This is a genomic window from Phenylobacterium sp., assembly GCF_035309685.1.
GTDB lineage: Bacteria > Pseudomonadota > Alphaproteobacteria > Caulobacterales > Caulobacteraceae > Phenylobacterium.
This window is the reverse complement of the sequence record NZ_DATGEX010000024.1, coordinates 1-20,310: the sequence shown is the minus strand read 5'-3', so window position 1 is coordinate 20,310 and position 20,310 is coordinate 1. Positions and strand designations below refer to the sequence as shown.

Genomic DNA, 20,310 nt, shown 5'->3' with positions numbered 1-20,310 from the left:
CGGCCCGGCGGCCGCGACGTCCAGCGCTAGTCCGGACAGCCACACCTACAGAAAACGCCGTCCATCTCATGCCGCATGGCCTTCGAGCCTCCGCAAGGCACGTTCCCGCCCGATCAGGGGCAGGAGCCGGGCCAGTTCGGGTCCGTGATCGACGCCGGTGAGCGCCAGGCGCAGCGGCAGGAACAGCTCCCTGCCCTTGCGGCCCGTCGCCGCCTTCACGGCGCCGGTCCAGGTGCCCCAACTCGATCCGTCGAGCTTACCATCAGGCAGGTGCTGGGCGGCAAGCGCCAAGAATTCCGGATCAGCGACGACCGGCGTCACCGCCCCTTCAATCACATCCCACCACTGAAGCGCGTCGCCGAGGCGCAGCAGATTGCCGCGCACCGCGTCCCAGAATTCGGCAGTGGCGCCGGCCGGCAGGCGCGCGGCTACATCCTCGAACGGCAAAAGATGCATGAGCTTGGCGTTCAGATGCTCCAGCTCGACGACGTCGAGCTTCGGCTGGCTGCGGCCGAACTTGCCGATCTCGAATTCCTGGATAAGCTGAGCGATGCCAGTGTGGATCTCGATCGGATCGGACGTGCCGAGCTTGGCCAGCAGGCTCAGGATCGACATCGGCTCGATGCCGTCGTCGCGCAGGTTCTCGAGGCTGATCGAGCCGGTGCGCTTCGACAGCTTGCCGCCCGACGCGTCGGCGATCAGCGAGAAATGGCCGAAGGTCGGCGGTGCGGCGCCCAACGCCTCGAACAACTGCGACTGGACCGCCGTATTGGCGACGTGATCCTCGCCACGGATGATGTGGGTGACGGCGAATTCGACATCATCGACCACCGAGGACAGCGTGTAGAGCGGCTGGCTGTCGGCCTTGATCAGTACCGGATCGCTCATGCTCTCGGCATGGATCTCGACCGGTCCACGCACCATGTCGTCCCAAGCGACCGTGCCGCGCTCGAGCTTGAAGCGCCAGGTCGGCCTCTCGCCCGCCGCCATGCGGTCCTGGATCTCGCGAGGCGTCAGCTTGAGCGCCGCCCGGTCGTAGATCGGCGGCCGGCCGCGGGAGAGCGCCAGCTTGCGCTTCAGCTCCAGCTCCTCCGGCGTCTCGAAGCACGGGTAGAGCCGGCCCGCCGCACGCAGCCGGTCGGCAGCCTCGGCGTAGCGGTCGAACCGGTCGGATTGGCGCGCGAACAGGTCCCAGTCGAGCCCGAGCCAGGCGAGGTCGGTCTCGATCGCCGCGGCATGAGCCGCCGTCGACCGTTCCAGATCGGTATCGTCGATGCGCAGCATCAGCCGGCCGCCCGATTTGCGGGCGAAGAGCCAGTTGACGATGGCGGTTCGGACATTGCCGAGATGCAGCCGGCCGGTCGGGCTCGGTGCGAAACGCAGAATGGGGGTCACTCAGCCGCCCTGAAATGAATTGGTGATCGGATAGCGCCGATCCCGCCCGAACGCGCGGCGCGTCGTCTTGACACCCGGAGGTGCCTGACGACGCTTGTACTCCGCCCGGTCGAGCATACGCCAGACCCGCATCACCGTCTCGGGCGCATGGCCGCGTGCCACGATCGCATCGACAGGCATCTCCCGCTCGATCAGAGCCGCGAGGATATCGTCGAGCACGTCGTAGGGCGGCAGGGTGTCCTGGTCCTTCTGGTCGGGCTTGAGCTCGGCCGTCGGCGGCTTGGTGATGATGCGCGCCGGCATGACCGGACCGTCGGGCCCGAGCGCGCCCGCGGGCTTATGGTCGTTGCGCCAGCGGGCCAGCGCGAACACGCTCGTCTTGTAGATGTCCTTCAGCACGGCATAGCCGCCGCACATGTCGCCGTAGAGCGTCGCATAACCGACCGACATCTCCGACTTGTTGCCGGTCGACAGCACCATCCAGCCGAACTTGTTCGACAGCGCCATCAGCGTCACGCCGCGGGCACGCGCCTGCAGGTTTTCCTCGGTGATGTCGCCGTTGCGCCCGACGAAGGCCGGCACCAGCATCGTGCCGAACGCGTCCACCGCCGGGGCGATGTCGATGGTCGTGAGCTCGGCGCCCAGCAGTTCCGCCGCTGCCGCCGCGTCTTCGCGGCTTTCCGCGGATGTATAGCGATAGGGCATCATCACGCAGCGGACCCGGTCGGCCCCGAGCGCGTCGACCGCAACCGCCGCCGACAGGGCCGAATCGATGCCGCCCGACATGCCGAGCGCCACGCCCGGAAAGCCGTTCTTGCTCACATAGTCGCGCAGGCCCAGCACCATCGCCTGATAGGTGGCAGCCAGGCCCTCCTCGGGCCGGGACATCAGGCCGGGTTCGATCACCCAGCGTTCGTCGTCGTCGAAGCGCCACTCCGTCGGCACCAAAGCCTCCTGCCAGGATGGCGCCTGCAGCCTCAGACGGCATTGCCTGTCGAGCGCGAACGACCCGCCGTCGAATACCAATTCGTCCTGGCCGCCGACCTGGTTCACATAGAGCAGCGCCAGGCCGCTTTCCTGGACGCGCTGGACCGCCAGCTGCACGCGCTCATCCTGCTTGTCCGCCTCGAACGGCGAGCCGTTCAGCACGATCAGCATCTGCGCGCCGGATTCCTCCAGTGTCTCGGTGACGTCGGGCGTCCACATGTCCTCGCAGATCATGACGCCGAGCCGGACGCCGCGGAACGCGATCGGCCCGGGCGGCGGGCCCGCGGCGAACACGCGCTTCTCGTCGAACACGCCATAGTTCGGCAACTCGTGTTTGAAGCGCATGACCCGGAGTTCGCCGCGATCCAGCAGCAGGGCCGCGTTATGGACCCTGCCCTCGTGGCGCCAGGGCGCGCCCAGCAGCAGGGCCGTGCCGGAGGCAGTCGCCGGCTTCAGCGCCTCGACCGCCTGCTCGACCGCATCGAGGAAATCCTGCCGCAGCACCAGGTCCTCGGCCGGATATCCCGCCAGGAACAGCTCCGGCGTCACCAGCAGATCCGCCCCCTGCTCCCGCGCCGTCGCCAGCGCGGCCCTCAGCTTCGCCGCGTTGCCGGCGATGTCGCCGACCGTTGGATTGAGCTGGGCCAGCGAAATCTTCAGACGATCGGTACTCGGCACGGGATGAGGCCTTTCAAGGATGCGGCGCGGGATCCTGCCGTCGCACGCCCGGACCCTAGGAACCGGGCCGATCCCTGTCAACGCGGCGGCCCGCACGAGCCACGTGGCGCTCGCATGGATGTCATCCCATCGCGCGTAGCGCGCGAGGGGAGACCACACTAGGATAGGGCGCTAAGATCCCGGCCCCGCGCCATGGAGTTTGCCGCCGTGCAGGTCAATCACCGCATCACCCTCGCCGCACGCCCGGTCAATCGGCCGGTGCAGCCGAGTGATTTCCGCCACGAAGAAGCGCCGGTCCCGGTGCCGTCCACCGGCGAGGTTCTCCTGCGCACGCTCTACCTGTCGCTCGATCCCTACATGCGCGGGCGCATGAGCGAGGCGAAGTCCTATGCCCAGCCCGTGCAGATCGGCGAGGTCATGATCGGCGAGGCCGTGGCCGAGGTCGTGACCTCCAACGATCCCTCGCTCCAGCCGGGCGACACGGTCCTGGCGCGCACCGGCTGGCAGGAATACGCCGTCATGCCGGCGAAGGGGCTGATCAAGGTCGACGGCACCAAGGCACCGCTGTCCCATTATCTGGGCGTGCTCGGCATGCCGGGCATGACCGGCTATTTCGCGCTGCTCGACATCGGCAAGCCCAAGCCCGGCCAGACCGTGCTGGTCAGCGCCGCCGCCGGCGCCGTCGGCCAGGTCGTCGGCCAGATCGCCAAGCTCAAGGGCTGCCAGGTTATCGGCATCGCCGGCGGGCCCGAGAAATGCGCCTATGTCACGGACGAGCTTGGGTTCGACGCGGCGATCGACTACCGCGGCAAGGACACCGCCGCCCTCGTCGCCGAACTGGCGCGGCTCGCCCCCGGCGGCATCGACGTATTCTTCGACAATGTCGGCGGCATCATCCATGACGCGGCGATGTCGAGCCTGGCGCTCAATGCCCGGATCATCATCTGCGGCGCGGTCGCGATCTACGACAAGCTCGAGTCCCAGGACACGGGCGCGCGCTGGATGCGTCAGATCCTGGCGAAGCGTGCCCGGATGGAAGGATTCCTGGTATTCGACTATGATCATCGCCGTGCGGAATTCCTGGCCGACATGACCGCCTGGCTGCGCGGTGGGCTGATCCGCTATCGCGAGGACGTGGCTGAGGGCCTCGCGAAGACGCCGGAAGCCTTCATCGGGCTCCTGGCCGGCAAGAACCTCGGCAAGCAATTGATCCATGTGGCGAGCCCGTCCGTCCGATGAGAGCATTCGGTCCCGTCGTCGCTGCCGCCCTCGCGGCGCTCTTCGTCCTTCCGGCGGCCATCCCCTCCGCCCGAGCGGCCGACGTCCCGAATGCGCCGCCGGCGCTGACGGTCTATTCCGACCGGCACCAGACCGAAGACGCCCAGCTGTTCGCCCAGTTCACCAAGGCCACCGGCATCCCGGTCGACCTGGTCGACGAGGATTTCGATCCGCTGCTCGAGCGGCTGACCAAGGAGGGACAGCACACCGGCGCCGATCTCGTCCTGTCGGTCGGCGCCGCCACGCTCTGGCGCTGCGCCCAGGCCGGGCTGCTGCAGCCGATCACGTCGGAGACGATCCTGCAGGCCGTACCGGCCAATCTGCGCGACAAGACCAACCAATGGATCGGTCTCGTCTATTGGGCCCGCGTGATCGCCTATGAGAAGGACCGCTTCAAGCCCGAAGATGTCGCCAATTACGAGGATCTGGCCGATCCGAAATTCCAGGGCCAGATCCTGGTTCGATCGGCCTCCAGCCTCTACAATCAGGCCTTGGTCGCCTCGATGATCGCGAGCCTCGGCACGGCTCCGACCGAGACCTGGGCGCGCGGCCTGGTCGCCAATCTGGCCCGGCCGCCGCAGGGCGGCGACACCAACCAACTGCAGGCCATGGCGGAGGGCGAAGGCAGCGTGTCGATCATCAACACGCGCTATTGGGCGCGCTTCGCCGCGTCCGACAAGGTGACGGAGCAGGAGGTCGTCGCCAATGTCGGCCTGGCGTTCCCGAACCAGGCGAACCGCGGGACCGAGGTCGACATCGCCGGCGCCGGCATCTCGCGCTGGTCGGCCCATCCGCGCGCGGCCGCCATGCTGCTGGAATTCCTGCTGAAGCCCGAGGTTCAGAAGCAGTTCGCGGCCGCCAATTTCGAATATCCCGTGGTCGCGGGCGTCGAGCCGGCGCCGGTGCTGGCTGGCCTCGGCCCCTTCAAGATCGACAGTCTGGCGGTCGGCAAGCTTGGCAAGTTCGCGCCGGAGGCCGACGAGGCGATGGCGCGGGCCGGCTGGGAGTAGCGCACCGGCCGGCGGCAGGCCCGGGCACAAGCATCTTCTCGATAACGGGAGAAGCGACATGAGCCAGTCGGACGACGACGCACCGCTATGCCAGGGGCCGGACCCGAAGCCGCGGCCGCCCAGCTTTGCCCTGCCGCCCGGCGCCACCGACTGCCATGCCCATGTGATCGGCCCGTTCCAGCTGTTCGCGCTGCAGGAGGACCGGAGCTACACGCCGCCCGAAGCGCCGCTCGTAGCCTATCGCACCCTGCTCGACACGCTGGGGCTGGAGCGCGGCGTGGTCGTGCAGCCGAGCGTGTTCGGCACCGACAATGCCTGCACGCTCGATGCGCTCGCCAAGCATCGCAACCGCCTGCGCGGCATTGCGGTGATCGACCACACCATCACCGACGGCAGGCTCGAGCGGATGGCCGGCAACGGCATCCGCGGCATCCGCTTCAACTTGTTATTCCGCGGCGGCGTGGCGCTCGACCTCTTGGAGACCCTGGCCAAACGGATCGAGCGGTTCGGCTGGCATATCCAGTTGCTGATCGACTGCCGCACCCTGCCGATCCTGGCGCCGAAGCTCGCCCGCCTGCCGGTCGACATCGTCATCGACCATATGGGCCACATGCCCACATCCGCCGGGGTCGACCATCCGGGCTTCAAGCATCTGCTGAAGCTGGTCCACGAGGGCCGGACCTGGGTCAAGCTCAGCGGCGCCAACCGCATCTCGACCGCAGGTGCCCCCTATCACGACACCATTCCCTTCGCCCAGGCCCTGATCGACGCCGACCCGACGCGCCTCGTCTGGGGGTCCGACTGGCCGCATGTCGCGATCGACGGCTACATGGCGAACGACGGCGAGTTCCTGGATCTGCTGAAGCTCTGGGTTCCGGACGAGCGTCAGCGGCATCTGGTACTGGTCGAAAACCCGGCCCGTCTCTACGGCTTCGGCGATTGAAGTCGGCGCTCTTGGTAACGGACTGTTGCCGGATCCGGGTCTTGCAAACTCCGGACGCAAAAATTTGATCGGTGCGATGCGGCCGCTCCCTATAATTGCGCCATGAACCGAACGCCGCACATCATGGTCGTGGACGACGACGAACAGATCTGTTCGCTCCTGTCCAAGTTTCTCGCCCGCTACGACTACCGCGTCACGACCGCGCGCGACGGCAAGCAGATGTTCCGGGCGCTCGAAGTCAGCTCCATAGACCTCATCATCCTCGACCTGATGCTGCCGGGCGAAGACGGCTTCGACCTGTGCCGGAAGATCCGCAGCAGTTCGGCCGTCCCGATCATCATGCTGACCGCGATGCGCGAGGACACCGATCGCATCATCGGGCTGGAACTGGGCGCCGACGACTACCTGGGCAAGCCGTTCAACACGCGCGAGCTTCTGGCCCGCGTCAAGGCCGTGCTCCGGCGCAGCACCATGCGCCCGCGCCCGGCCGAGGAGAGCGCGTCGGGCATGCTGGAGTTCGACGGCTGGAAGATCGATCTCGCCAAGCGCGAGCTGCGCAACCCGGAAGGCGCCCTCGTCCAGTTGACCGGCGGCGAGTTCGACCTGCTGTCGGCCTTCGCCGACCATGCCGGGCGCGTGCTGACGCGCGACCAGCTGCTCGACATCGCCCGCGGACGCGCCACGGAGGTCTTCGACCGGTCGATCGACGTCCAGGTCAGCCGGCTTCGGCGCAAGATCGAGGCGGACCCGAAGGAGCCGGCGCTGATCAAGACGGTGCGCAGCGGCGGCTATATCTTCTCCGCAACCGTGACCCGGCTCTGACATGCGGACGCCGCGCCTGCTCCGCGACACGCTGGCGCTCCGGCTGGCCCTGACCACGCTCGCGACCATCCTGGTCATAGTGCTGATCGGCACCGCCTTTACCCTGCTGAACAGCAATCTCGCCCGGCCGCCGCTCGAACATACCGGCCTCTTGAACGAGGTCAGCGTCGGGTTGCGCATGCTCGACGCGGCCCCGCCCGAGCGGCGCCCGGAACTCGCCGATGCGGCCGGCAACGGCGATCATTTCGTCACCTGGTTTCCCTTCCTGCCCGAGCCCCAGGCGGGAACGCCGATCCCGCCGGGCGCCGAGCCGTCGATCGACGAGTTGCGCAACATGGTGGGCGATCCGAAACGCGACGTCCGGGTCTTCCACACGCGCGCGCTGTCGCCGAACTCGCCGCTGCTGTACCACGACGGTCACCACCTGCCGGACCCGCGCATTGCTGCCATTCAGCTGCACGACGGCAGTTGGGCCGTGTTCACCGTCGGCGAACGGAACTGGGGCCTGACGCGGCCCGAGCGGCGCGTCATCTTCATTGCCATCGCCATTCTGTCGATCATCCTGGTGTCGTTCGCCTCGACCCGCCTGCTCGCCCGCCCGATCGAGCGTTTTACCGGTGCCGCCGAACGGTTCGGGCGCGATCCCAAGGCGGCGCCGATCGCCGAGACCGGGCCGGCCGAGCTGCGCCGCGCCGCCCGCGCCTTCAACGGCATGCAGGCGAGCGTGCAGCGCTTTATCGAGGATCGCACCCAGATGGTCGCCGCGATCTCCCATGATCTGCGCACGCCCATCACCCGGCTCCGGCTGCGTGCCGAGTTCGTCGAGGACGAGGAGCAGCGCGACCGGATGCTGGGCGATCTCGACCAGATGGCCGAGATGATCGAGGCGACGCTCGCCTTCGCCCGCGACGATGCGGCGAGCGAGCCACCGACCTCGCTCGATCTGCCGAGCCTGCTGGAGAGCATGGTCGACGAGGCGGCCGACGCCGGCCATGAGGCAAGCTACGCCGGCCCCGCCCACCGCATCTTCCAGGGCCGCCCGGTGGCCCTGCGCCGCGCCTTCGGCAATCTGGTCGACAACGCGATCAAATATGGCGAGACGGTCGAGATAGCGCTCGCCGACACGGGCGACGGCTGCAAGGTCACAATCGCCGATCGGGGGCCGGGCATCGCCGCGACCGATCGCGAACGGGTATTCGCCCCGTTCGTCCGCCTGGAAGGCTCGCGCAATCGAGATACCGGCGGGACCGGCCTCGGCCTGTCGATCGCCCGCTCGATCATTCGCGGCCACGGCGGCGAGATCCGCCTGGAAAACCGCCCGGAAGGCGGCTTGCGCGTGATGGTCGACCTGCCGGGCTGAAGACGGTCAATAGGCCGTGGGCGCGGTGAAGGCGTAGAGCTTGTTGTTGCCCGAGCCGAAGCGGCGGTAGCCGGAGCCCCAATAGACCATGCCCATGGCGATCGACGGCCCACAGATCACCGACCCGCCGCTGGCGAATTGCCAGAGAATGCCGCCGCCGGCCGCGTCGATCGCCACCATGTCGCCCGACATGGAGCCGGCATAGACGACGCCGTTCGCGACACTGAGCGCACCCAGCGCGCCGGCATTCAGGGTCGGGTTGAGCGGGTTTTTGCCGGTCGCCGGGATCTGCCAGAGGATCCGGCCGGTCGCGGCATCGAGCGCCGCCCAGGATCCGGCACGCCATTGCACCGTGCCCGCGGGCGCCAAGTCGTAGGGCACGGCGCCGCTGTCGTTGATCGCCACATAGACCCGCGCGCCATCGGCCGCCGTGCCCCACATGATGCCGCCCGCGCCGCCGCCGGGGCCGACCTGGGTCGCCCAGACTGTCGTGCCGGTATCGGGATCGAGCGCCCAGTAGGCCCCGCTCTTCTGCCCGGCACCCACGAGGTCGACCAGTTGCCCCCCGACCGTGGTGGTGAAGAGATTGGCGCCGGCGCCAAAGTCGAAGTCGGGCCCCCGCGGATTCGGACAGGGAATGCCCTTGGCCGGGCTCGCGATGCAGGAGTTGACGTAGGTGTCGGCGCCGATCATCCGCCGCCCCCATTTCACCTGACCGGTGTAGAGGTCGAGCGCCACGATCGCGTCGATGTAGTCGTCCGGCGCCAGGCAAGCGCTCTGCTGCTCGGGTGTCTTGGCGGCCTGCAGACATGTCGTGACCGGCGCCGGCACCGTATAGTTGTTGCCGGTCGTGGCGTAGAGCGATCCGCGCTTGACGTCGATGGCGAAGCTGCTGCTCCACACGGCGCCGCCGGTGTAGCCCGCCGGCACGGTCCGGAAGCTCCAGACCACGCGACCGGTGTCGACGTCGAGCGCCGCGATCGTGCCGCGGAACGAGGGGACGTAGCCCGCCCGTTGCTGTGCCAGCCCCTCCTCGACCGAGGAGACGCCGACATAGACGAGGTTGCCGAGCACGGTCGGCGACGCGGTAATGAGCGCTGCCGGCAGCGCGTCGACCACCGTTCGCCAGACGAACTGGCCGGTCGCCTTGTCGATCGCCAGGATCGTCCCCGACGCCTCGTCCCCGACGATGATCGTGCGCTGGGTGATGGCCGGGCTGCTGCGGCTCAGCGAGTTCGGATTGCCGGTATAGTCCGAGAGCTTTCGGCTCCAGACCGGTGTCCCGGTCGCGGAGTCGAGCCGGTACAGCCCGCCGCCCCAATCCGGTACATAGAGCGCGCTGCCTTCCACTGTCGGGGTCGCCGACACGTCGCCGGCCGTGGTGAACATCCATTTCGGCGCAAGGTTTGCCGCGTTACGCGGGCCGATCTGCCAGGCGAGCGAAGACCCGTGGGAGTCGGCCTGATTGCCGCCGGCGACCCGCCATTCGCCGTCTCCGGCGAGCCAGGCCTGCGCGCGCGCCGCCCCGGGCAGCGCGGCGGCGATCATGGCCAGGAGCGCGACAATCTTACGACACGTAGCCATCGCAAGCTCCATCCAAGGGTGTGGAGCAACACTACCTCAGGTTTACCGACCCAGCCTAGGACATAAAGGGGACGAGGCGGCCGGCAGGAACAAAATCCTCCCGGCCGGGTTTCGGTCGCTTAACGACGCGGTTGCGGTTGGCGATGTTGCAGTGCACTCTAATCGGAGCGCCACGGCAGATGGTCGCGCGGGGAGAGATACCAAGACGGCGTTTCGGTACCCCTTTCCGCTTGAGGTACACCGTGCATTTCGTCCTGATGATTCTCGTTTGCGCAGCCTCCGTCGATCACGATGCCTGCGACGCCGACACCGCAATCGATCTGGTGCAGAAGCCCGCGACCTCGGAACTCGACTGCAACGGCATCGGCGGCCAGGCGCAGTTCGCCACCTCGGCCTTCGCCGGGCGGGACGATACCTACATCAAGACCGTCTGCCGGCGCGTGAAGGACGGCGCCAGGGCGTCTGCCGGCTGAACCGGTTCAGCCGCCGCTGGCCTCGTCGGCCTCGGACCGCTTCTTCAATAGGAACTCGCGCCCGAGCTTGACCAGCGGCACGCCGTCATAGGCGACGATATCGGCCGTGGCATAGGTCTCGGACCATTGGTCCGGCAGATAGGAGCCGGTGCCGACCACGTCGAGCGGCGCATTGGCCGCCGCCATCATGCGGCATTTGGCCGGCGAGAAGCCCGAGGAGCCGACGATCTTCACCTTCCTGAAGCCGGCCTTGTCGAGCGCCTTCCTGACCGCCCAGATTGCCGCGGCCGAGACGCCGGTGCCGACCAGATAGCGCAGTTCCGCCTCGGTTCGGTAGCCGCGGATCGATTTCGGGGCATGGCGCTCCAGCACCGCGTAGGACTGGGCGAGATCGAGCCCCTCGACATAGCGGCCGCCGTGGGTATCGAGCCGGACCGACAAGCGACCGGCGGCGGCAAGCTCGGGGAAGCGCCGGGCCACCGCCAGGGAATCACTTATTTCGTTGCCGAAATAATCGACCAGGATCGTGATTGGCTCGTTCGGGAAGGTCTCGTGGTACATCTCGGCCGCGCGCACGGTCGAGCCGGCGTAGCCGATGAGCGCATGCGGCATGGTGCCGAGGCCGCGCTCCTGGCCGAAATAATGCGCGGTTTCGGTCGTGGCGTTGCCGATGAAGCCGACCGCGCCGACCTCGTCCCTGGCGGCGGCGGAGCCGACCGAGGCGGCATAGGCCATCATCTCGGCCATCTCGGCACCGGCGCAATGACGTGCATCCATGGCCAGGAACGCGACCTTGGGCAGTTCCTGGCACATGACATAGGCATTGTAGGCCGCGACGCACGGCGGGCCGAGGCGCTGCAGATAGAGCGTCTCCAGATCGACCAGGTGCTTCAGCGATCCGGTGATGTAGAGCATCGGATCGCCGGCGCCGACCCACTCGCCTTCCTGGTGGACGAGCTCGATCTGGAAGCGGACGCCGCGCTCGCGCGCTGCCTTCTCCAGGAATTCAATCACTAGGCGGGGCGTGGAAATGACCGGGCGCCGCATGAACACGGCATAGGTTACTTCCTTGTCGCCGAACCGCTCGACCACCTGCTTGGTGCGCAGGAAATAATGGTCGGTCAGGTCGGGGACCGCATCGATCTCGGGCAGATGGACAACCCCTTGCGCTGCCACGCGGGCGGAATCCGGCATGTCAGGACGCCGCCGCCAGGGCCGAGCCGGACAGGCGGCCGGTTGCGTGTCGGCGGGACTTCAGTTCTTCGGCCATCAGGAATGCAAGCTCCAGCGACTGGCTGGCATTGAGCCTCGGGTCGCAATGGGTGTGGTAGCGGTCGCCGAGCGAGCTGTCGCTGATCGCCTGCGCACCGCCGATACATTCGGTCACTTCCTGACCGGTCATTTCGAAATGTACGCCGCCGGCATGAGTTCCTTCGGCCTCATGCACATCGAAGAAGCCGCGCACCTCCTTGATGATCCGGTCGAAGGAGCGGGTCTTGTAGCCGGTCGAGGACGTGTGGGTATTGCCGTGCATCGGATCGCACACCCAAACGACCTTGCGCCCTTCGCGCTTGATCGCGCGCACCAGCGGCGGCAGCAGCTCCGTCACCTTTTCCGAGCTCATGCGCGTGATCAGCGACAAGCGGCCCGGCTCGTTCGCCGGGTTGAGGATGTCGATCAGGCGCAGGAGATCGTCCGGGTTGGTCGAGGGGCCGGCCTTGAGGCCGATCGGGTTGTTGATGCCGCGCGCGAACTCGACATGGGCACCGTCGAGCTGGCGGGTCCGGTCGCCGATCCAGACCAGGTGGGCCGAGCAGTCGTACCAGTCGCCGGTCGTCGAATCGACGCGGGTCAGCGCCTCCTCGTAGGGCAGCAGCAGCGCCTCGTGCGAGGTGAAGAATTCGGTCTCGCGGATCTGCGGGCTGGTCGCCGAGGTGAAGCCGCAGGCCGCCATGAAATCGAGCGTCTCGGTCAGGCGGTCGGCGAGCGCCTGATAGCGCTCGCCCTGCGGGCTCTTGGCCACGAAGCCCTGGTTCCAGAGATGGACTTGATGCAGGTCGGCGTAACCGCCGCTGGCGAAGGCGCGCAGCAGGTTGAGCGTCGCCGCGGACTGGCTGTAGGCCTGGACCATGCGCTGCGGATCGGGGACGCGGGCCGCGGCGGTGAAGTCCATGCCGTTGATGATGTCGCCGCGATAGGACGGCAGGCTCACCCCGTCGATCGTCTCGTTCGGGGCAGAGCGCGGCTTGGCGAACTGGCCGGCGAGCCGGCCGAGCTTCACCACCGGCACCGCCGCGCCGAAGGTCAGCACGACCGCCATCTGCAGCATCACGCGGAACGTGTCGCGGATGTTGTTGGCGTGGAATTCGGCGAAGCTTTCGGCGCAATCACCGCCCTGCAGCAGGAACGCCCTGCCCTCGGCCGCGTCGGCCAAGGCGGTCTTGAGGCGGCGCGCCTCGCCGGCGAAGACCAGCGGCGGAAAATTCCGCAGCACTCCCTCGACCGTGCCCAGCGCCTCGGCATCGGGATATTCCGGCACCTGGACGATCGGGCGGGCACGCCAGCTTTCGGGGGACCAGGTCTCAACCATTTCCGCCTCGTCTCAACTCGCGGCTATTCGGCCGCTTTCGCTACCGGGTCGGGAAGCTTGTCGCGCATGGTGACGAACTCCTCGGCGGCGGTCGGATGGATGCCGACCGTCTGGTCGAACTGCTTCTTGGTGGCGCCGCATTTCAGCGCGATCGCCAGCCCCTGGATGATTTCCGGGGCATCGGCCCCCACTATGTGGCAGCCCAGCACCCGGTCCGTCGCCCGGTCGACCACCAGCTTCATCATCGTCCGCTCCTCGCGGCCGGTCAGCGTGTGCTTCATCGGCCGGAAGCGCGACCGGTAGATATCGACCGCGCCAACCGTCACCCGCGCCTCGGCCTCGGTCAGCCCGACCGTCGCAACCGGCGGCTGGCTGAACACGGCGGTCGGCACGTCGGTCGGGTCGAAACTGGTCGGATTGTCGTTGAACAGGGTCTCGGCCAGCGCCCGCGCCTCGGCGATCGCGACCGGCGTCAGATTGAGCCGGTTGGTGACGTCACCGACCGCATAGATCGAGGGCACCGAGGTCTGCGACCATTCGTCGACCGGAATGGCGCCGAACTTGTCGGTCGCGATCCCGACGTTCTCGAGCCCGATGCCTTCGGTGTTGGCACGGTAGAGCGATGCCCGGGCGCGGGTATTGGGCTCACGGCCGGTCGCATAGAGCACCACGTCGGCCTCGATCGGCGTGCCGCTCTCCGGCATGAGGGTGAGCCCGCCCGGTCCCTTGTCGATCCGGGCGATCTCGGTGTGATTGCGGATCTGGATGCCATGGCGGACGAGCGCCTCGGTCAGGGCGTCGCGCGCGTCCTCATCGAAGCCGCGCAGCACCTTCTCGCCGCGGATCACTTGCGTCACCTCGCTGCCCAGCGCCGCAAAGATGCCGGCGAATTCGACCGCGATGTAGCCGCCGCCGACGATCGCGATGCGCTTCGGCAGTTCCGGCAGATCGAGCGCCTCGTTCGACGAGATGACATGCTCGATGCCCGGGATTTCCGGCGCCACCGGCCGGGCGCCGGTCGCGATCAGGATCCGGCGAGTGGTGAAACGCTCGCCGCCGACCTCGACCGTGTGCGGGTCGATGATCTTGCCGCGCTTCTCGTAGAGCTTCACGCCGCTGTCCGAGAGCAGCTTCTTGTAGATGCCGTTCAGCCGGTCAGTCTCGCGGTTCTTGTTGGCGATCAAGGTCGGCCAGTCGAACTTCGTCTCGCCCACGGTCCAGCCGTACCCGGCCGCATCGGCGAAGTCCTCGGCGAAATGCGCGCCATAGACCAGGAGCTTCTTCGGCACGCAGCCGCGGATGACGCAGGTGCCGCCGACCCGGCTGTCCTCGCAGATGCCGACCGTGGCCCCATAGGATGCCGCCCGGCGCGAGCCGGAGACGCCGCCTGAGCCGGCACCGAGGGTGAAGAGATCGAAATCGTAGCTCGCCATGATATCCGTCGATGCCGCCTTCGAAATGCGCCCCGCGATGCGTCGCAATCGGTCCAAAGGGCGGATACGCTAGTCCGGGACGAGCGGCTTGCCCAGGCCCTTTACGCAGACGCGCGTTGCCCAGGGTGCAGAGATAGGGCCGGCCCACCTCGCGCCCAAGAGGCCGCCCTCGGATATCAGGGCCGCTTCGGCACCTTGTAGCCGTCGGTGAGTGTGCCGAGGAACGCGATCACATCGTCGATCTCCTGGGCGTCGAGCGCCGGCGCCTGGCCGGGCTTGCGGTCGAACGGCGGATCGGTGTTGACGTTGTCATGATAGACCGCGGGCAGGTCGTCGTATTTGTCGACCGTCCCGTCCGGCTTGCGCCCGTACCATTTGCCCGGATCGGTGTCGCGCTGGACGTAGAATTCCATGACCTCGCGCAGGCTGTGGAACGCGCCATTGTGCATGAAGGTCTGGCGGAGCGTGACGTTGCGGAGCGACGGCGTCTTGAACAGCCCGCAATATTCCGCCCGGTCGCGGAAATCCGTGCGGTCCGGTCCGCAGAGCCCGAGGTCGAAATGCCGGGGATCGGCGTTGGCCGGGATGGCGCGATTGCGCGGAACGCCGATGGCGATCAGGCCGTCATCGGTGAATTGCGGCGGCGCGCCATTGCTCGACGGCTGGCTGATGTGGCAGTTGGCGCAATTGCCCTTCTCGGGATCCTCGAACAGGGCCAGCCCCCGCGCCTCGGCCGGGCTGAGCTCGGCCTTGCCGGCCAGATAGGCGTCGTACTTGCTCGAATAGGGATAGAACACCCGCCAATTCTGCTCATAGACCTCGAGCGCTTCGGCCGCGGCATCGAATAGCTCATCCGGCCCGGCGAGCCTGGCGCCCAGGATCCGGCGCAGCGACGCGGCATAACCGGCCTGTTCCAGCCGACGAGCGACCTCGGCCGCATCCTTGTTCGCCATTTCATACTCGGACAGCAGCGGAATGCGTGCCTGCTCGCGCCCACGATCGACGCGCCCGTCCCAGGTCAGGCCGCCGGTCGGCCCATTGTCGATACTCTCGTCGCCATCGTCCTCGCTTTCGAAATAATGCTCGGTAAAGGGCGGCGTCGCCTGCAGATAGGTCAGCGACGGCACCGCGCGCCTGCCGGGCTGCTTCATGTCGGCGCCGCCCATCTGGACCGGCAGCGCGTTCGCCGGCCCGAAGCCATGGGCCGGATCGTGGCACGACGCGCAGGCGAGCTTGCCCGAGGCCGACAGGGACGGGTCGCGGAACAGGCGCGCACCCAGTGCGTCCAGCGCCTGGATCTGGCGGCGCACGGCGGCGCGCGACATGGCGCCCGACTTGGCGCCCTGCGGCGCATCGGCCGCCCCGGCCACGCAGACCATTGCGGGAAAAAGCAAAAGCAGCGCCGGAAGGATTTTTTTGCGGACTATCCGCATAGGTTTCACACTTTTATGATGCGGTGGGTGCGAGTGATTGGATTTTCCGGCAGGGGAAGAGACCGTGAAGGCGACAAAACTATTATCGGCATCTGTTACGGGTTTGCTGGCGCTCGGCGCCTCGGCGTCGGTTTCGGCCGCCCCGAAGGTCGCCACGCCGGCCGGCGGCCTCGACCAGATCGACACGGTTGTCGTGATCTATGCCGAGAACCGCAGCTTCGACAATCTCTACGGCAGCTTTCCCGGCGCCGACGGCCTGAAGCAGGCGTCAGAGACCAGCCTGAAGCAGCTCGATCGCGACGGCCGGGTCATGGCCGAACTGCCGCCGATCTGGGACGGGCTGACCGCCAAGGGTGTCGCCCCGCCGGTGATCCAGGCGGTGACCGAGCATATGCCGAACCGTCCCTTCGCCATTGACGATCCCAAGGGGCTCGACACCAAGCTCAACGTGGTGACCCACGATCTCTGGCATCGCTTCTACCAGAACCAGATGCAGATCGACGGCGGCAAGAACGACAAGTTCGCGGCCTATGCCGATGCCGGCGGCCTGGTCATGGGCCATTATGACGGCCGCAAGCTGCCGATGTGGAAGATCGCCCGGAAATATACGCTGGCCGACCATTTCTTCATGGGTGGCTTCGGCGGCTCGTTCTTCAATCATTTCGAGCTGATCTGCGCCTGCGCGCCGAGCTATCCGAACGCCGACAAGAGCCCGGCCAAGGATTCGATCTCGGTGGTCGAGGCCGACGGTGCTGCGCTCAAGATCGCCGACAATTCGCCGGTATCGGCACTGGGCGGCGTCCCGAAATTCGTCAAGGACGGCAACCTCACGCCCGACTTCTTCGCCGTCAACACCATGCAGCCGCCTTATCAGCCGAGCGCCAACAAGCCGGCGCCGGGCGGCGATCCGGCCCTCGCCGACCCGAGCGTCGCGACCACCCTGCCGCCGCAGACCGCCGAGACCATCGGCGACCTGCTGTCGGCCAAGGGCGTCAGTTGGGCCTGGTACAGCGGTGCCTGGGCCGCGGCACTCGACGGCAAGGGTGGCGCCCCGGTGTACTTCCAGTTCCACCATCAGCCGCTCAACTATTTCGCCAGCTTCGCGCCCGGCACGCCGGCGCGGGCCGAGCATTTGAAGGACGGCGGCCTGGGCGGCGCCGAATTCATCAAGGCGATCGACCAGGGCCGCCTGCCCCAGGTCACGTTCTACAAGCCCCAGGGCAACTTGAACGAGCATGCGGGCTACGCCGACGTGAAGTCCGGCGACCAGCACCTGGTCGACCTGATCCATCACCTGGAAAAGAGCCCGCAATGGAAGCACATGCTGGTCGTCGTGACCTATGACGAGAACGGCGGCTTCTGGGATCACGTGGCGCCGCCCAAGGCCGATCGCTGGGGCCCCGGCACGCGCATCCCGGCCTTCATCGTCTCGCCTTATGCCAAGCGCGGCTATGTCGACCATTCGACCTACGACACGACTTCGATCCTGCGCTTCATCAGCCACCGCTTCGCCCTGCCGGTACTGCCCGGCATCAAGGCACGCGACGAGGCGCTCGCCGCCAACCACAGCCCCGCGCTGGGCGACCTGACCGGCGCGCTCAACCTCGGCGGCAACAAGAGCTGACCCGGACCGGCCGGGCGGGGTTCAGCCCCCGCCCGCCCCTTCGGCCAGCAGCCAGGCCCGGAGCCGGGCGATCTTCGGCCGGTTGGCGATCGCCTCTGGGCAGACCAGGTGGAAGCCGTAGCGGCCGGGCATGTCGAGCGTGAACGGCCGCACCAGCCGGCCATTCAGCAGATCGTCACCAAGGATGGTCGAGCGCCCCATGGCGACGCCCATGCAGACCGCTGCCGCCTCGAGCCCGACACCGATATCGTCGAACAGCACCATGTCGCGCGGCCTCAGGTCCGGCAGCCCGGCGGCGTCCAGCCACCGCGGCCAGTAGGGCCGGTTGATCAGGTCGAGCAGCACATGATGCTGCAGATCCTCCGGCCCGCGGATCGCGTCGGGCCCCTCCAGCAGCTTCGGGCTGCATACCGGATAGACCTTGTCGTCGAGAAACCTGTCGGCCCTGAGGCCGGGCCAGGGTCCGACGCCATGGCGGATCGCCGCGTCGACACCTTCGCGCGCGAAGTCGGTGTAGTAGTTGCTGGTCAGCAAATGCAACTCGATGCCGGGGAAGCGCTCGCGGAAACGGCCGAGCCGCGGGGCCAGCCATTTGACCGCGAAGGACGGCGAGACATTGACCGTCAGCACGCCCTTCACCTCGTGCTCGATCACCGAGGCGACGCCGTCGGCCAGGCGGTCGAACGCGTCAGCGACGATCGGCAACAGCGCCTCGCCGGTCTCGCTCAGCACGAGCGCATGAGGCATGCGTTTGAAGAGGGACACGCCCAGCCGGTCTTCGAGCGCGCGGATCTGATGACTGATGGCGCTCTGGGTGACGCTGAGTTCGGCCGCAGCCCTAGTAAAACTGAGCAATCTGGCCGCCGCCTCGAAGGCACGCAATCCATTCAAGGGCGGCAGGCGGCGTTCCATGAGGCACCCCATGAAATTATCTCATGGACCGTAGAGAAAGCCTCGTTTGTCGGCAAGAGGAGGCGTCATCAGGTTACCACTCAACGGCACACGACGCCGAACCAGATGAAACCGAGATCCGCCATGTCCGCCACCGCCGCCTTCGCCGCCCCCGCCCGCCCCTCGACCCCTTCGCTGTTCGCGACCGTCGCCCTCTGGGCCGAGCGCGTCAGCCAGCGCCGGGCGCTGGCTTCGCTCTCGATCGCCGAACTGAAGGACATCGGCGTCGATCCGGCTGACGCGCAGGCCGAAGCCGCCAAGCCGTTCTGGGTTGCCTGAAGAATATCTTCGGTCATGGCCGGGCTTGACCCGGCCACGACGGTCCTGATCGGCCAGGATTACTGGTTGATCCCGCCCAGGCAGAGGTACTTGACCTCGAGATAATCCTCGATGCCGTATTTCGAGCCTTCGCGGCCGAGGCCCGACTGCTTGACGCCGCCGAACGGTGCCACCTCGGTCGAGATGATGCCTTCGTTGATGCCGACGATGCCGTATTCCAAGCCCTCGGCGATGCGGAAGATCCGGCCGATGTCGCGGCTGTAGAAATAGGCCGCGAGACCGAACTCCGTATCGTTGGCGAGCCGGATTGCTTCCGCATCGGTCTTGAAGCGGAACAACGGCGCCAGCGGCCCGAACGTCTCCTCCTTCGCCACCGCCATGTCCGGCGTCACGCCGGTGATGATCGTCGGCTCGAAGAAACTGCCGCCGAGCGCATGGCGCTTGCCGCCGAGCGTCACCTTGGCGCCCTTGGCGAGCGCGTCGGCGATATGCTGCTCGACCTTTTCGACCGCCTTGCCGTCGATCAGCGGCCCGATCACGGTGCCCTGCTCGAAACCGTTGCCGACTTTCAAGGCCGCGACGGCATCGGCGAGCTTGCCGGCGAAGGCGTCATAGACGCTGTCCTGGACCAGAATGCGGTTGGCGCAGACGCAGGTCTGGCCGGCATTGCGGTACTTGGACGCGATGGCCCCCTTCACCGCCGCATCGAGGTCGGCATCGTCGAACACGATGAAGGGCGCGTTGCCACCCAGCTCCATCGAGCATTTCTTGATGCTCTCGGCCGCCTGCTTCAGCAGCACCCGGCCGATCTCGGTCGAGCCGGTGAAGGTCACCTTGCGCACGATGTCGTTGGACGTCATCTCACCGCCGATCGCGGAGGCGCTGCCGGTCACCACGCTGAACACGCCCTTGGGAATGCCCGCGCGCTCCGCCAGCTCGGCGAGCGCCAGCGCCGAATAGGGCGTCGCGGTCGCCGGCTTCAGCACCATGGTGCAGCCGGCGGCCAGCGCCGGGCCGGCCTTGCGTGTGATCATCGCGGCCGGGAAGTTCCACGGCGTGATCGCGGCGACGACGCCGATCGGACGGCGGATGGTGAGCCCGAACTTCGCCGGGTCGTCGAGCGGGACGTAATCGCCGCGGATCTTGTCCGCGAGGCCGGCGTAGTACTCCAGGTTCTCCTGGACCCGCGCCGCCTCGAGGACCGCGTGCGCGAGGGGCTTGCCCTGCTCCTGCGAGAGGAGCTTCGCGATCTCCGGGACCGCGGCCTTCATCTTCTCGGCCGCGAGGTGCAGCAGCTGCGCGCGCTTGCCCGGCGGCAGCGCGGCCCACGCCGGGAACGCCTTCGCCGCGGCCTCGACCGCCGCGTCGACGTCGGCCGCGGAGCCGCGCGGGATCGAGTCGACGACCGATCCGTTCGCGGGGTTCTTGACCTCCATCGTCTTGCCCGCCTGGGCGTCCACGAGCTCGCCA

General features: G+C 67.5%; 17 protein-coding genes. 8 read left to right on the top strand and 9 right to left on the bottom strand.

The genetic code is table 11. From position 1 onward, the window contains the following. Positions 1 to 66: 66 nt before the first annotated feature. Together gltX and VKQ35_RS07315 are read right to left on the bottom strand one after the other, a co-directional pair. Entirely contained in the window at positions 67 to 1,395 is a 1,329-nt protein-coding gene (gene gltX, locus VKQ35_RS07320) for a glutamate--tRNA ligase (protein WP_324360050.1), read from the bottom strand. Beyond that, a complete protein-coding gene (locus VKQ35_RS07315; RefSeq protein ID WP_324360048.1) occupies positions 1,396 to 3,060 on the bottom strand; it encodes an NAD+ synthase in 1,665 nt (554 codons plus the stop codon). A gap of 192 nt (positions 3,061 to 3,252) precedes the next feature. On the opposite strand from VKQ35_RS07315, the gene VKQ35_RS07310 reads away from it, so the two are divergent. The 5 genes from VKQ35_RS07310 to VKQ35_RS07290 all read left to right on the top strand — a co-directional run bounded on the left by VKQ35_RS07310 (position 3,253) and on the right by VKQ35_RS07290 (position 8,473). After that, a complete protein-coding gene (locus VKQ35_RS07310) occupies positions 3,253 to 4,299 on the top strand; it encodes an NADP-dependent oxidoreductase (RefSeq protein ID WP_324360046.1) in 1,047 nt (348 codons plus the stop codon). After that, on the top strand, positions 4,296 to 5,348 hold the full coding sequence (locus VKQ35_RS07305) for an extracellular solute-binding protein (protein WP_324360044.1): 1,053 nt from the start codon (positions 4,296 to 4,298) through the stop codon (positions 5,346 to 5,348). The genes VKQ35_RS07310 and VKQ35_RS07305 overlap by 4 nt, the downstream gene beginning before the upstream one ends. 58 nt (positions 5,349 to 5,406) lie before the next feature. After that, positions 5,407 to 6,291, top strand: coding sequence for an amidohydrolase family protein (locus tag VKQ35_RS07300; RefSeq protein ID WP_324360042.1), 885 nt, complete (start codon positions 5,407 to 5,409; stop codon positions 6,289 to 6,291). A gap of 102 nt (positions 6,292 to 6,393) precedes the next feature. Continuing rightward, positions 6,394 to 7,113 (top strand): response regulator, encoded by a 720-nt coding sequence (locus tag VKQ35_RS07295; RefSeq protein ID WP_324360040.1) that lies wholly within the window; start codon positions 6,394 to 6,396, stop codon positions 7,111 to 7,113. A 1-nt stretch (position 7,114) separates the two neighbouring features. Next, a complete protein-coding gene (locus tag VKQ35_RS07290; RefSeq protein ID WP_324360038.1) occupies positions 7,115 to 8,473 on the top strand; it encodes an ATP-binding protein in 1,359 nt (452 codons plus the stop codon). A 6-nt stretch (positions 8,474 to 8,479) separates the two neighbouring features. Here the strand turns inward: VKQ35_RS07290 and VKQ35_RS07285 are convergent, their stop codons facing one another. After that, on the bottom strand, positions 8,480 to 10,021 hold the full coding sequence (locus VKQ35_RS07285; protein WP_324360036.1) for a PQQ-binding-like beta-propeller repeat protein: 1,542 nt from the start codon (positions 10,019 to 10,021) through the stop codon (positions 8,480 to 8,482). Between the two features lie 278 nt (positions 10,022 to 10,299). On the opposite strand from VKQ35_RS07285, the gene VKQ35_RS07280 reads away from it, so the two are divergent. Beyond that, positions 10,300 to 10,530: a hypothetical protein gene (locus VKQ35_RS07280; RefSeq protein WP_324360034.1), complete on the top strand. Its 231-nt coding sequence runs from the start codon at positions 10,300 to 10,302 to the stop codon at positions 10,528 to 10,530. A gap of 6 nt (positions 10,531 to 10,536) precedes the next feature. Here VKQ35_RS07280 and VKQ35_RS07275 read toward each other — a convergent pair whose 3' ends face one another. From VKQ35_RS07275 to VKQ35_RS07260, 4 genes are all read right to left on the bottom strand, one after another. Further along, positions 10,537 to 11,724 carry a hypothetical protein gene (locus VKQ35_RS07275; RefSeq protein ID WP_324360032.1) on the bottom strand — a complete coding sequence of 396 codons (1,188 nt, stop codon included), beginning with the start codon at positions 11,722 to 11,724 and terminating at the stop codon, positions 10,537 to 10,539. A 1-nt stretch (position 11,725) separates the two neighbouring features. Further along, on the bottom strand, positions 11,726 to 13,120 hold the full coding sequence (locus VKQ35_RS07270; RefSeq protein ID WP_324360030.1) for a class II 3-deoxy-7-phosphoheptulonate synthase: 1,395 nt from the start codon (positions 13,118 to 13,120) through the stop codon (positions 11,726 to 11,728). 23 nt (positions 13,121 to 13,143) lie between these two features. Continuing rightward, a complete protein-coding gene (gene gor / locus VKQ35_RS07265; protein WP_324360028.1) occupies positions 13,144 to 14,553 on the bottom strand; it encodes a glutathione-disulfide reductase in 1,410 nt (469 codons plus the stop codon). A 176-nt stretch (positions 14,554 to 14,729) separates the two neighbouring features. Then, positions 14,730 to 16,142 carry a cytochrome-c peroxidase gene (locus VKQ35_RS07260; RefSeq protein WP_324360026.1) on the bottom strand — a complete coding sequence of 471 codons (1,413 nt, stop codon included), beginning with the start codon at positions 16,140 to 16,142 and terminating at the stop codon, positions 14,730 to 14,732. Here VKQ35_RS07260 and VKQ35_RS07255 point away from each other — a divergent pair. After that, positions 16,090 to 17,610 carry an acid phosphatase gene (locus VKQ35_RS07255; RefSeq protein WP_324360024.1) on the top strand — a complete coding sequence of 507 codons (1,521 nt, stop codon included), beginning with the start codon at positions 16,090 to 16,092 and terminating at the stop codon, positions 17,608 to 17,610. The two genes, VKQ35_RS07260 and VKQ35_RS07255, sit on opposite strands and share 53 nt — an antisense overlap. Positions 17,611 to 17,631: 21 nt before the next feature. Here the strand turns inward: VKQ35_RS07255 and gcvA are convergent, their stop codons facing one another. Then, on the bottom strand, positions 17,632 to 18,522 hold the full coding sequence (gene gcvA, locus VKQ35_RS07250; protein WP_324360022.1) for a transcriptional regulator GcvA: 891 nt from the start codon (positions 18,520 to 18,522) through the stop codon (positions 17,632 to 17,634). Between the two features lie 123 nt (positions 18,523 to 18,645). On the opposite strand from gcvA, the gene VKQ35_RS07245 reads away from it, so the two are divergent. Further along, complete coding sequence (locus VKQ35_RS07245) at positions 18,646 to 18,840, top strand: DUF1127 domain-containing protein (RefSeq protein WP_324360020.1); 195 nt, start codon at positions 18,646 to 18,648, stop codon at positions 18,838 to 18,840. Positions 18,841 to 18,899: 59 nt separating this feature from the next. Here the strand turns inward: VKQ35_RS07245 and VKQ35_RS07240 are convergent. Further along, the coding region (locus VKQ35_RS07240; protein WP_324360018.1) for an NAD-dependent succinate-semialdehyde dehydrogenase at positions 18,900 to 20,310 on the bottom strand (1,411 nt) is incomplete at its 5' end.

Bases quoted from the DNA above. Each gene is read 5' to 3' on its own strand.
- VKQ35_RS07310 (WP_324360046.1), top strand. From the start codon at position 3,253: ATGGAGTTTGCCGCCGTGCAGGTCAATCACCGCATCACCCTCGCCGCA.
- VKQ35_RS07305 (WP_324360044.1), top strand. From the start codon at position 4,296: ATGAGAGCATTCGGTCCCGTCGTCGCTGCCGCCCTCGCGGCGCTCTTC.
- VKQ35_RS07300 (WP_324360042.1), top strand. From the start codon at position 5,407: ATGAGCCAGTCGGACGACGACGCACCGCTATGCCAGGGGCCGGACCCG.
- VKQ35_RS07295 (WP_324360040.1), top strand. From the start codon at position 6,394: ATGAACCGAACGCCGCACATCATGGTCGTGGACGACGACGAACAGATC.
- VKQ35_RS07290 (WP_324360038.1), top strand. From the start codon at position 7,115: ATGCGGACGCCGCGCCTGCTCCGCGACACGCTGGCGCTCCGGCTGGCC.
- VKQ35_RS07285 (WP_324360036.1), bottom strand. From the start codon at position 10,021: ATGATCGCCGCCGCGCTGCCCGGGGCGGCGCGCGCGCAGGCCTGGCTC.
- VKQ35_RS07275 (WP_324360032.1), bottom strand. From the start codon at position 11,724: ATGCCGGATTCCGCCCGCGTGGCAGCGCAAGGGGTTGTCCATCTGCCC.
- VKQ35_RS07270 (WP_324360030.1), bottom strand. From the start codon at position 13,120: ATGGTTGAGACCTGGTCCCCCGAAAGCTGGCGTGCCCGCCCGATCGTC.
- gor (WP_324360028.1), bottom strand. From the start codon at position 14,553: ATGGCGAGCTACGATTTCGATCTCTTCACCCTCGGTGCCGGCTCAGGC.
- gcvA (WP_324360022.1), bottom strand. From the start codon at position 18,522: ATGGAACGCCGCCTGCCGCCCTTGAATGGATTGCGTGCCTTCGAGGCG.
- VKQ35_RS07245 (WP_324360020.1), top strand. From the start codon at position 18,646: ATGTCCGCCACCGCCGCCTTCGCCGCCCCCGCCCGCCCCTCGACCCCT.